The sequence below is a fragment of the Swaminathania salitolerans genome (genome assembly GCF_007988945.1).
In the GTDB taxonomy this organism is placed as follows: domain Bacteria; phylum Pseudomonadota; class Alphaproteobacteria; order Acetobacterales; family Acetobacteraceae; genus Swaminathania; species Swaminathania salitolerans.
The window spans coordinates 91,880-104,393 of sequence record NZ_BJVC01000005.1; the positions used below are offsets into that span (position 1 = coordinate 91,880).

The following is a 12,514-nucleotide window of genomic DNA, read 5'->3' on the forward strand; positions in this document are numbered from 1 at the left end:
GTTTGGCACTGAAATCGCGTCTGGCATCCATGGTTTCCCGAGATGCCAGGCTGAGGGAAGCGATCGCCCAGCTCGAGACGCCCGAAGACGCCGTTTCGGGCTTTACCAAGCTGGGCGGGCTGGCGCGTCAGGGCAATATCGAGGCGCAGTACCGGACGGGAAAGGCCTATCTCGAGGGATGGGGTACGCCGCCCAGCCTCGAGGGGGGAACGCGCTGGATCAGAAAGGCCGCGGAAGCCGGACATACCCAGGCACGGCTCGTTCTCGCGACCCTCTATCTCGTCGGGTTTCCGGCGGGGTTCGACGAGAACCGCCCCGATCTTCTGGGCGAGGCCGCGCGCGGAACGCCTGTTCCCGATTTCGGGCAGGCTGCCCAGTGGAGCCGTCTGGCCGCGGAAGAGGGGTTGCCGGACGCGCAGGCCCTGCTCGGCTATGTTCTGATGTCCGGACCGGAGGATATACGCGATCCGGAGCAGGCCCGTCTCTGGTACGAAAAAGCCGCCGCAGGTGGGTCGAGTCAGGGCCATCTCGGTCTTGGCATGGCCCTGCACAGCAATCCGGGTTCGGATGAGGATCGTCGTCGCGGAACGGCGGAGCTTCTGCTTGCAGCGGAGGCCAATCTGGCGACGGCCTTCTATTTCCTGGCCTGGATCAACGAACAGGGCATTGCCCAGCCTCGCGACTTCGCGGCGGCAGCCCGCTATTTCGAGAAGGCGGCAGAGCGCGGGGTGGTTCCGGCACAGACCCGCTATGCGCTTTATCTGCTTCAGGGAAAGGGCGTCAAACGCCGTCCGGATCGCGCGGAAACATGGCTGCGTCGCGCGGCTCTGGGGCATGATGCCGAGGCAGCGGCCCTGCTCGGCGATCTGCATATCCGCGGCGAAGACATGTCGCCCAATTATCTCGAGGCGGCAACCTGGTACCAGCTCGCGGCGGAGCTCGGTCACGGTCCTGCGGCACGCGGGCTCGGTCTGCTCTATCTGACGGGAACGGGGGTGCAGCGCGACCCCGACGAAGCCGCGAAATGGTTCCGTATCTCGGCCGAGCATGGCGACCGTGTTGCCGATGCCGATCTCGGTAATCTCGCCCTGACCGGAATCGGGTCGGAATCCGACCGCCATGCGATGCGGGAGCGTTTTCTCCTCGCTGCCGAGAAAGGCGATCTGGTCGGCGCATTCAATCTCGGGGTCTGTTATGCGGAGGGCGTCGGCACCACGCGAGACGATGTGCAGGCCGTCTACTGGATGCAGCGTGCCGCAGACGGTGTCGTCAACGCGCAATACTGGCTCGGGCGGATGTATCTCGAAGGGCGCGGCGTGACCGCCGATCCTCAGGCCGCCTTGCGCTGGCTCGAGAAGGCCGCCTTTGCGCGCATGCCCGAGGCGCTGACCCTTCTGGCCCAGTTGCTCGTTTCCGGACAGACGCCGGAGGGGCGCGATCACCCGCGTGCCTTTTCCCTCTACAGCGAAGCGGCATCGCTCGGCAGTGTCGAGGCCATGTTCTCCGCCGGGGCGATGCTTGGCGGCGGTCACGATATTCCGGCCAATCGCAGGGAGGCCCAGCGCTGGTACCGCATGGCCGCCGAGCGCGGTCACGGTCTGGCCCAGCTCATGCTGGGACGTTATCTGAAACGCGGTCTGGCGGGAGAAACCAATCCGGTCGAGGCGCGGATCTGGCTGGAAAGAGCGCGGGCCCAGGGGCTCGAGGAGGCCAGCGAGGATCTGGCCCGTCTCGATCGCCGTCTGGGTGCGCGTGGCTGAGCCGCCTCCCGTTTCTCCTGCACGTCCTGCCCCAGTCGCTTCGGGCTACGGTCACGTCGTCACGCCGGAGGATCGGGCCAGATGGCAGCGCTGGCATGACGCGCTCGCCCAGGAATCCTATCGTCGTGGCATGGAAGCGGTCGAAGGGGGCGACCGGGCGGCAGCCCTGTTCTGGCTCGGGCGCGCCGCCCGTATGGCGCGTTTCGACCCGAACGTCATCTTCTCCTATGGCATGGCCCTTCTCTCAGCGGGTCACTGGGAAGAGGCCGCCGGGCGTATGGGGTGGATCGCGCGTCGTTTCATCATTCGCAAGGCGCCGATCGCCCGTGCCATCGCCTTGCAGCGTCTCGGTCGCGAGAGCGAGGCCGTCTCCCTTTTCGGGCAGATGCTCCAATCCTATGCGCCGTCTCCCGAGGGCCGTAACTGGGCGACATTCTTCTGCAAGCGCTCCGGCGCTCCGGGATGGTGTGCCTGCAGCAATGACGGGATCGTCGTCGGCGAGAGCGAGGCGGATGTCGCCGTCTTTCTCGACGGGCATTGTGTGGCGCAGGATCTCTCCTTGCCGTTCGTTCTGCCGGAACTCTGGCGCGTAGCGCGACAGCTCGAGATACGATGCGCCGACCGGCTGCTCTATGGCGCTCCCGTTCATCTCGAGGCGCTGCGCCGCGTACAAGGGTTCGTGACGATCTCCCGCGATCGGCTCGAGGGATGGATCTGGTATCCCGCCGATCCGGATTTCACGCCCGATGTCCTGATCAGCTGCGGCGATGTCACGATCAGCATCAGGGCCGACCAGATAGAACCCGCAGCACGGATCGAAAAACCTCTGGCGCGGCCGCGCCGCTTCGACGTTCCGCTCGCTTCCCTCCCCGATGCGACCATCGAGGTCACGGATCGGTACGGGCAACCGCTCACGGGAAGCCCGATCGGTCCAGTGGCACGGCGCCTTCTCGATCAGACGGAAACGGGGCCGGTCTCCAGACCGGTGGAAGAAAGAGGCATGCACCTCCGGGAGAGAGACGCGCGTGTCTCCGGATCCCTTGCTGACGGATCCCTCGCTACCGGATTTCCGGCCACCGGAAACACGGCCATCCGCAACACGGCCAGCGGGTGTCTGATCGTCATTCCCGTCTATCGCGATTTCGAGATGACAAGGCGCTGCATCGAAGCGGCCCTCGCCGCAGCGCCCTCCGATACCGAATGCCTCGTGATCGACGACGCGTCTCCGGAACCCGCGCTTGCGGCCTATCTCGATCTCTGCGCAGGGTCGGGGCGTATCACCCTGATACGTCATGACGTCAATCGCGGTTTCACGGCCAGCGCCAATGCGGGTCTCTCCCGGGCCGGGGGGCGGGATACGATCCTGCTGAACAGCGACGCGCTGATGCCTCCGGGTGGCATTGCGCGTCTGCGCGGTTGGCTCGCGCGCGCGCCCGATATCGGGACCGCGACGCCTTTTTCCAACGATGCCACGATCCTGTCCTACCCTTCGGTCAGGCGACCGAACCCGACGCCGGATCTCCCGACGGCGCGGGCGCTCGACCGGGTTTTCGAATCGCTCCCCTCCAGCGAGCCGGTTTTCCTGCCGACCGGGAACGGATTCTGCATGGCCATCAGGGGGGCGTGTCTCACACAGGTCGGCTTGCTCGATGTCGGGGTCTTCGCCCAGGGATATGGCGAGGAAAACGATTTCTGCTGTCGCGCATCCGCTCTCGGATGGCGGCATGTCGCCGCAACCGATCTTTATGTCGTCCATGCCGGCTCGGTCTCTTTCGGGCGAACGCGCAGCCTGCTGCTGGCACGCAATCTGCGTATGCTCAACCGGCTGCATCCCGGATACGATGCCCTGGTGGCCGCCTTCATCGAAGCCGATCCGCTTGCCGTGCCACGCCGGAGTGCCGCGCTGGTTCGTATGCTCTCGCGACGCGGAGCCTATGAACACTGTCTCATCATGGTGACCCATGATTCGGGCGGGGGCGTGGAGCGTGTCGTGCGCGACCGCCAGAAAGCCGCCGAAGCGGCGGGTGCCCAGGTGCTGATCGTCCGGCCTCATGAAAAAGGATGTCGTATCGAGGATTGCGGGGGAGACACCGACAATCTCGTGTTTTCCCTGCCGGACGAATGGGACGATCTCATCGTCGTTCTGCGCCGGATGCAGGCGGCCCGGATCGAGTGGCATCATCTGCTCGGTCATGCGCCCTGCATGCGCGCGCTTGCGCAGTCCCTCGGGCTGGAATGGGATATCGTCCTGCACGATTACGTCTGGTTCTGCCCTCGGATATGTCTGATCGGCCCGCATGGCCGCTATTGTGGCGAGCCGGATATTGCCGGGTGTCAGTCCTGTATCGACACGCAGGGCAGCTTGCTCGACGCCGACATGCCGGTCGCGGAACTCGTTGCGCGCTCACACCGGGAGCTGGATGCGGCGCGTATCGTGATTGCAGGATCCGAGGATCTCCAGCGTCGCATGCGTCGCCACTTTCCGGGGCTCCCGGTGTCTGTCGAGCCATTCGAGAGCGACGCGCTTCCTCCCGTCAGGCGCAGACCGCAGCAGGGACAGAATCGCAGGCGCATCTGCATTGCCGGAGCCATCGGACGGGAGAAGGGGTTCGAGATCGTTCATGAGCTTGCCAGGGATGCAGCCGCGCGCGATCTGCCGCTGGAGTATTACGTTGCGGGCTACACGATCGACGACGATCTCCTGATGAAGACCGGGCGCGTGCTGGTGACCGGCGAATTCAGGGAAGACGAAGCCGTCTCCCTGATCGGCTCTCTCGGATGCGATTTCGGCCTCGTTCCCTCGATCTGGCCCGAGACCTGGTGCTTTGCGCTGTCCAACCTCATGCACGCGGGACTCCAGGTGGTCAGTTTCGATATCGGCGCGCAATCCGAGCGGCTCCGCAAGACCGGACGTGGCCCGGTTGTCCCTCTCGGTATGCCCATCCCGCTCCTGAGTCATTTCCTGCTACATTTATCACGATGAGACGGACGGGTTTTACTTGGGGCGTATTGATGTTATGCAAGACAAAATAGCTCTGCCGAAAATCAACAGACATTCTTTGTCTGAATTTTCCCCGTATATCAATTCAAGTGACGGATCAATATAGATGTCCAACTCGACGGGTTCTACCGGAAAGGAACAGGTCGTTCAACTCAAGGCCAATGCATCCTTGATGACATTCGACGCAGGTTTATTCTGCGTTTTCCTCGCGCCCGATCAGGGGACCCAGACGCTCAACGGCTATCCGGCCGTCAGTGTGACCCAGGCTCCGAACATGCCTGCCGGGATCGTCACGATTCGCACTTTCGCCGATGACGGGCTGATCAGCAGCATGAACGGTTCTGGCGCGGGGGCAGCGCTGGTGCGCGTCGCCCGGGGGCCGGCTCAGGTCCTCGTGACGACCTATCAGGCACCGGATAGCACCCTGCCGGCCCCGGGCATCCAGGTCGCCCGTCTTTCCGGTCCGGCCCAGCCCGCTCCTGCTCCCCGTCAGGAAGCTGCCGAGGCCGGTGGCATGCCGGGTCAGACCGCTGCCGGAAAGGACGACCAGTCCGGCGGGATGACGGAAGGGAATCCGGCCGGGGGTACGCGCTACGAGGTTGCGGCCCATATCCAGCGCAGGGGCGACGTCCTCGCCCATATCGGAGAGTGGATGGGCGAACCCGGGAGCCAGAACTGGATCGAGGGTTTCGGGATCGCGCCGACGAGCCAGATCGCTCCGGAGGATATCGAATATCAGGCCGTGCTCGGAAAGGGGTGGCTGTCTCCCTGGGCCGAAGCCGGTCAGTATTGCGGTTCTCGTGGTATGGCCCTGCCTATTCTGGGTCTGTGCGTCCGGCTCAAGAATGGCGCTGAAGAGAGCCACGATCTGACATTATATGCGAGCTTCACCGACGGAACCTCGCTGGGGCCGGTTTCCGGAGGAACGCCGCTCGAGGCCGAGTCCCTCGCGCCGCTGGAAGCGTTTCGTGTCGAGATCACGCCGCGGACGGGGCATGATCAGGAGACGGACAACCGAAACACAGGGGCAGGGGATGCCGTCGGGGGCGAGTCGGCGGCCGAGGGCAAGACGGCACGCAAGACCGCGGTGCGTCGCAAGAAAAGCGAGGCCTGAACGAGTCGTCTCTTCTCCGGTCGCTCCCGGATCGCCCGCCGATGCGGCGGCCCGACCGGGAGAGGCCGGGCGAGAGCCGCATCGGGCGGGTGGGCGCATCCGTCCCGCCCGTTTTTCCTCTTTTCCCTTCCATCCCCGTGAGAGTGGTTTTCCGTGCGTTTTCTTTTCGTGCATCAGAATTTTCCTGGCCAGTTCCTCCATCTGGTCCGGCATCTGCACGAGCAGGGCGATCATGAGATCGTCTTCATCTCCGAGGCGAATGAGGGGCATCTGCCGGGCGTCCGCAGGGTGCTCTATCGTCAGGAACGCAAGGTCTCTCCCGAGACCCATCCATCGCTGCGCGAGCTGGAGACCGGTCTTCTGCGTGCCGAGGCCGTGGCGCGTGCGGCAAATACGCTCAAGGGTCTTGGCTACACGCCCGATATCATCATCGGCCATCACGGCTGGGGGGAATTGCTCAATCTGGTCGATGTCTATCCTTCGACCCCGATCCTCGGCTATTTCGAGTTTTTCTACCATACAGACCGGAACGACGTGAATTTCGATCCGGAATTCCCGCCTTATCCGGCCCTGTTTCCCAGCGTGCGCGTCAAGAACGCGATCAATCTTCTGGCGCTGAATCTGGGTCAGCACGGACAGACGCCGACGCTTTTCCAGAAAAGCACCTATCCCGAATGGGCACACGCACAGATTACCCTGCTGCGTGAGGGGGTCAATCTCGATCTCTGCGCGCCCGAACCCGGTATCGGCGATGCACCGCTCGCAATCGGGCCCTGTGTCGTTCAGCCGAACGAGAAGCTGATCACTTTCGTGGCCCGTAATCTCGAACCTTACCGGGGCATACACAGCTTTCTGAGAGCGCTGCCCCGTGTTCTTGCCGAGCGTCCCGATGCACGTGTCGTTCTGATCGGCGGAGATGGAACGAGCTACGGTGCGCCCCCACCCCAGGGCGCCGGGAGCTGGCGCGATCTGTTTCTTGGCGAGGTCTCCGACCGTATCGATCCCGATCGGGTCCATTTTCTGGGCAAGGTCGAGTACGATCTTTTCAGAACCGTGCTCAAACGCTCGGATGCGCATGTCTATCTGACTTACCCGTTTGTCGCGTCCTGGTCGCTGAGAGAGGCCATGGCGACCGGATGCCCGATCGTGGGCAGCCGGACCGCCCCGGTGGAGGAATTCGTCACGGACCGGCGGAGCGGTCTGCTCGTTCCGTTTACGGAGCCGGACTCTCTTGCCGATGCGATTCTCGAGCTCCTCGAGGACGAAGCGCTCTCCGCCCGGCTGGGATCCGCCGCACGTCATTTTGCGGAAGAGGCACTGTCGCTCGGGGGGTATCTGGAGAATTACGACAGACTGATCGAGCGTATCGTCAACGCCTAGAGCGCTTTCTGCCTGACCCTGTGCGTCGGTATCGGTGCTTTCGCATCCGAAGGCGGCAAGGCGCCTTACCGCTCCGGCGTCAGGCGCGCATATCGGGGGAAGAACTCCGGAGAGGAGCAGTGACAGGCGCTGCGGAATCCCCCTGGGGAGGATCCTTGGGGAAGATCTTGGGAGGAGAGAGATCCCGGGAGAACCCACCGGGAGAAGATATCCGGGACTGAATGTCGGGAGAAACCCGGAAAGGGAGAAGGCACGTCCCCGCAGGCTGCGGGGACGCCAAGGCGAGATCAGAAAATCTCGATATGCGATTTGAAGCCCAGAACCGCCGCGTCCTTGAGGCCGCGCTGGGCACCGGGGCGAATGAAGTACTGGAAGTCCGGCGCGAAGGTCACGCCGCGCCATACACGCATCTGATACATGGCTTCGACGACCATGCCGTTGGTCTGAGGGAAGAAAGCGCCGTTGATCAGGGTCGAATAGCCGAGACCCTGCTGGATCTGTTGTGCCGTCTTCACCTTTTTCGAAACCTGAACGTAGCTGAAATTCATGCCCCAGGCATCGAGCGGGCGCGATTTCCAGAATCCGCGATCGAGGATGCCGAGAGAATACTGGCGCTCGCGCGTCTGTGTGACGGGCGAGTTGTTGTAGAAAACGCCGAGCAGCGTGATACCGGCATCCGGGCCGTTGCCCTTGTGGCGCATGATCATCTGGTCGGCCAGAGCCCAGGCGGACCACGAATTGTTGTGTATCTTCCTGGGCTGACCGGTCACGACCCAGGGATTGTCATTGACGTCATACAGGAAATCCGGATGCGGCGCCGTATCGACCACGCCACCGAGCTTGTAATGGCCCGGGAGTTTGTCCTTGCCGAAGATCGGCTCCCATCCGAACTCGACCGGAGCTGCCTCGCCGTTGATATCGCCGCCGTTCCATTTGAAACCGGTCCGGTATTGCTTCACGCCGTAGATACCCATGGCGTTGAAGTAAACGCCTGCCTGGATATAGGTATATTGCGACGGACGCACGCGGATACGCGCCGCCCAGTTCGCGTCCGGGTACGAGGAGTGGCTGGTATTGTCGCTCGATGCCTTCGGGTTACCGCAGAAGGCATTGTTCATGAAGTTGCAGTAGAGCGGATTGGACGAGAAATCCGTCAGAAGGGGGATACGGCCCGCCGCGATGTCGAGATGACCGTTGAACAGGGTCTCTTCGCCATAGATGTAAACCAGATGGACGACCACGTTGCCGCCAGCGCCGTAGATTTCCTGGCTGGGGTTGAGGTTGTCGCCGAACATGCGGCTTGCCGGGATGCCATAGCGCCCCACCATGATCGAATGGGTCGAGAAGCCCTTGATACCGGCAAGTCGCTCCCAGTCGATATCGGTTTCGAAGCCGTACTGCCCCGCATTGCTGCTTCCCTGACGCAGACCGAGCCCCTTGGTCGGGCTGGTGATGGCACCGGCGAACTCGTTCGTATTATCGAAGAGAATCGCCACGCCGTGCTGACGCAGCCACGTGTTCCATCCCCATGGATCGTCGAAAATCGCTTCGGGATGGGGGAGGGGAGGTACGGAGGATTTCTGGAAATCGACCGTACCGATCGGGCTGGAAACCCGGACGGCAGGTGCGAGACCGGTGGCGTTGGGTGCACCGCCTGCCAGAGGAGACTGGGCGTATGCCGCCGGAAGCGCGGCGAGCGAGACGCACGCAGTCGTAACGGCGCCGAGAACCCTATTTGAAAGACGGGGGATGAACATCGAGGTAATCCGTTGGTCGGATGTGGAACGCAGAATTTCCATGACAGGCGGGCATCGAGGGAGGAAAACTCCCTCGAACCCAACATGACTTATTTATTACATTTGATTTAGAAAACGCAACCGGACAATCCCGGATTGCCGCTCACAGCCCCGTGAAACAAAGTGTCCAAAAAAAACTGTGTCTTTTTGGACACTTTATCTGAACCGGGAGAGTCTTTATTTCGCGGCTTCCAATGAAGCAATGATTGCTTTCTTGGCTTCTTCAGGGCCTTCCCAACCAGAAACCTTGACCCATTTGTTAGGTTCAAGATCCTTGTAGCGCTCGAAGAAATGAGCGATCGCCTTGAGCGTTATTTCCGGCAGATCGTGAATGGTCTTGATGTCGGTATATTGGGTGTGGATCTTGTCGTGCGGCACGCAGACGATCTTTTCGTCCTGCCCGCTTTCGTCTTCCATCTTCAGCATGCCGATCGGACGGGCGCGGATCACGGCGCCGGGTACGATCGGGCCCGGTGCGAGCACGAGGGCATCGGCAGGATCGCCATCGGCGGCAAGGGTGTTCGGGATGAAGCCGTAGGCGGCCGGGTAATTCATGGGCGTGAACAGGAAACGATCGACGAAGATCGCGCCGCTTTCCTTGTCCACTTCGTATTTGACCGAGGAACCCTGCGGGATCTCGATAACGACGTTGATATCGTCGGGTACGGACTTGCCGGGGGAGAGTTTTGTGACATCCATCACTTCATGTCCTGAGCGGGTTGATCGAATATTGCGATCTTATCGCGCCTGATCCGCCCTGCACAGATGGTGTCACGTAATGTTCCGGTCATGGGCACGTGTCCGCACATCGCAGCTGAACCCGCCCGGAAAACATTGCCCGGAACTCATTGCCCGGAACTCATTACCCCGGGAATCATCGTCCGTTTTCAGCGGTCGTTATGACCGAGATCCCGCTCCGGCGCGATCCGGTCGCGTACACGCCGCTTGATCTCTTTCGGGGACGGAAATCCGCCATCCCGCTTGCGCTCCCATAAGAGGGCATCATCGAGCCGGATCGTGAAGACGCCGCCCGTCCCGGGCTGGAGCGCGACTTCGCCGATTTCCGTGCCGAAAGTCGAGAGCAGTTCCTGAGCGAGCCATGCGGAGCGCAGCATCCAGTTGCACTGCGTGCAAAATCGTATGGCGATGCGGGGTGTGGCGTCGTCGCGGATGGATGATGCGTCCCGGGGTGATGGCATGTCGGGCACAGGGTGTTCGCAGGAATCGGGATGCTGGGTCATCGTCGTCTTCTCCGGTCGGGGCGGCTCCGATCGGTCGGAACCCGGTTGAAAGAAACGCTGATCGGGCGCCCTCGCCTTGCTGCGATCAGCCGAAGCACGGATCAGGATCCTGACAACCAATATCCCAAGAGAGCTACGCACGTCATCGGCCCAGATCAGGCCGGATTGCCGGAAGGGGAAGCGTTGCTGCGTTCCCGTCGCCGTGAGGCGACGGATCGGCTTGTCGGTCAGAGAGGTCGCGTTACACCCTCTTTCGAAACCCGGTAGAGATCGGTATCGAAAACCTCGACGGCAATCACATTGCTATCGTTCTCCGTGGAGAGATCGGGAATGAGGGCATCGCCCAGGGTCCAGCGAGCGTTCGGAGCCTCGAGCGCACTCCATCCACGTAAATCCGTCTGGGAGAGATGCGTTACGCAGCGATAGGCCTGCTGGCTTGCAAACAGGGATATGGATCCAACGAGCAGCCCGAGTGCGCGACGATCGTCGTAGAACGGCCCGATGACCTTGTCCGGTCTCGCTGTTCTCGATTGGAGTCTGGCGGATCTGATCGTCTGATCTACACGAAAGACGAACGATGAGCCCTCGACCCGTATCGGGTGGTAGATATCGCTGTCATTGATGACGAGAGCCACATTGCCTCTCTTTTCGTAACGCGTATCGGCAGGGCGTGTCGTCTTCGGAAAACCGAGCGCCTCTGCCCGTGCGGCGAATTCCTCATGGATGGGCTCGACGAAGGCCCTGTCCGTGCACAGGGGATACGAAGCATCCGCATCCCAGGATTTCATGCCCGACGAAGACCCGCTTATCCTGTGATTCGCAGTGTTCAGGAAGGATTCCGACAGAGCGTTGTTGGCGAGGATAACGCCGTGTTTCTCAAGCTCGATATGGTGGATCCGGTAGGTTTCGAGCGACGTGTCATAGGCGATGCTCTGCCCGTTCACGAGCATTCGTGCAGGCACGAATCTATCGTGGATGAAGAAGCAATGCTCCTCGGTTACCCGCAAATCCTCATCGGGGGAGTTGGGAGCGAACGCATTCGCGCGGATCACGACCGGATAGCTATTGCCATCGACGACCCGCACGTCGCGCGATCCGACCCATATGACCGGCCGCAGAACCTTGCATCCGTCTTCGAGCACCACGATGGATTCCCCGACGGCGATGTCCTCGACAGCTCTCAGTCCCGCCCCGGTATGGATCTTCGTGCCGGACAGATAACAGGGTGTCGGACCTACATACTGTATCCCGTACTGATTATCCGTTCCGGGTATCAGAACCGTCTTGAACAGGCTCGGGTCGTAGCCTTTGCCCAGTGTGACATAGATGAATTGCTGCTCGCCCGTATTGGCGTTGAAGCTCTTTATCTGCAGGGAGCCGCTGTCGATTACATATGCGGCGGAGTCGACTCCACCAGGAAGAGCGAGGTCGAGAACATCGCCCTGACCGAAGCCGCTTATGTTGATGTTGTAGTAATCGATGTGTTCTCGGAATACCAGATAGTTGTTATTTCCATTCAGGACGATATTGACGTTGTGAACGACGCCTCCTTTCCCGGTCCCTATCGATACCTGACTGTTGGTCATCACCAGGGTTTGCCCGCTTATGTTGGAAAACGACGTATTCTCCGGATTTATAAGGGAGTTGTGTTCGGCCATATAGACATTGTTCAGGATGATCGTGCCGTTACCTGTAATGTTCCCGTTATTATTATAGTTGTATAATGTCGTGTTGTTGAGAATGATCGTTCCGTTATTGACCGTATTTCCGGCAATATTGAAAAATCCCGTAGCGGACGTATCGGAAACGCCGTTCGCCTCTCCATGCTCTCCCGACCCGTTGACGGTCACGCAGCCGCCGGCCGAGATTGTCGCGCCAGTCGAGGTGCTCCCCCAACCGCCGAGGGAAATGGAAGATTTCTGCCCGAGGTTGAAAACGAGATTCCCGCTGACTGTGAAGTTGCTGTCGTTTTGCAGGATGCTGGGTCCTCGTGTCCAGCAGCGGGAGACACCGGCAATAAGGGTAATCGTGCGCGTATCGCCAGCAGCGACGGTGCCGTCAACAGGCGTCAGGGAGGTGCGAACGGTAACATTGCTATCCGCCATTTTCACTTGTTCCTTATCGAAAACCTGGGAGATCGGGTCACTTCCGTAGGAGAGAGCCCTCTATTTTAAAGGATTGGAATCTGACCGGTGTTAAACCTGATAGAGGTTCCCGATATT

General features: G+C 61.2%; 8 protein-coding genes. 4 read left to right on the plus strand and 4 right to left on the minus strand.

The window, feature by feature from the left end; translation table 11 throughout:
* Positions 1-2 precede the first annotated feature (2 nt).
* The 4 genes from SSA02_RS10435 (at position 3) to SSA02_RS10450 (ending at position 7,255) form a co-directional block, all read left to right on the plus strand.
* Positions 3-1,760 carry a tetratricopeptide repeat protein gene (locus SSA02_RS10435; RefSeq protein ID WP_147094026.1) on the plus strand — a complete coding sequence of 586 codons (1,758 nt, stop codon included), beginning with the start codon at positions 3-5 and terminating at the stop codon, positions 1,758-1,760.
* Positions 1,753-4,743, plus strand: coding sequence for a glycosyltransferase (locus tag SSA02_RS10440; RefSeq protein WP_147094027.1), 2,991 nt, complete (start codon positions 1,753-1,755; stop codon positions 4,741-4,743). Before SSA02_RS10435 ends, SSA02_RS10440 begins: the two co-directional genes overlap by 8 nt.
* 124 nt (positions 4,744-4,867) lie before the next feature.
* Positions 4,868-5,875 (plus strand): hypothetical protein, encoded by a 1,008-nt coding sequence (locus tag SSA02_RS10445; protein ID WP_147094028.1) that lies wholly within the window; start codon positions 4,868-4,870, stop codon positions 5,873-5,875.
* A 153-nt stretch (positions 5,876-6,028) separates the two neighbouring features.
* A complete protein-coding gene (locus SSA02_RS10450; protein ID WP_147094029.1) occupies positions 6,029-7,255 on the plus strand; it encodes a glycosyltransferase family 4 protein in 1,227 nt (408 codons plus the stop codon).
* A gap of 287 nt (positions 7,256-7,542) precedes the next feature.
* Here the strand turns inward: SSA02_RS10450 and SSA02_RS10455 are convergent, their stop codons facing one another.
* From SSA02_RS10455 to SSA02_RS10470, 4 genes are all read right to left on the minus strand, one after another.
* Entirely contained in the window at positions 7,543-9,012 is a 1,470-nt protein-coding gene (locus SSA02_RS10455; protein WP_246103850.1) for a carbohydrate porin, read from the minus strand.
* A 216-nt stretch (positions 9,013-9,228) separates the two neighbouring features.
* Complete coding sequence (gene ppa / locus SSA02_RS10460; RefSeq protein WP_147094031.1) at positions 9,229-9,750, minus strand: inorganic diphosphatase; 522 nt, start codon at positions 9,748-9,750, stop codon at positions 9,229-9,231.
* Positions 9,751-9,938: 188 nt separating this feature from the next.
* Positions 9,939-10,250, minus strand: coding sequence for a SelT/SelW/SelH family protein (locus SSA02_RS10465; protein ID WP_147094149.1), 312 nt, complete (start codon positions 10,248-10,250; stop codon positions 9,939-9,941).
* A 269-nt stretch (positions 10,251-10,519) separates the two neighbouring features.
* Positions 10,520-12,397: a Hint domain-containing protein gene (locus tag SSA02_RS10470; protein WP_147094032.1), complete on the minus strand. Its 1,878-nt coding sequence runs from the start codon at positions 12,395-12,397 to the stop codon at positions 10,520-10,522.
* Positions 12,398-12,514 lie beyond the last annotated feature (117 nt).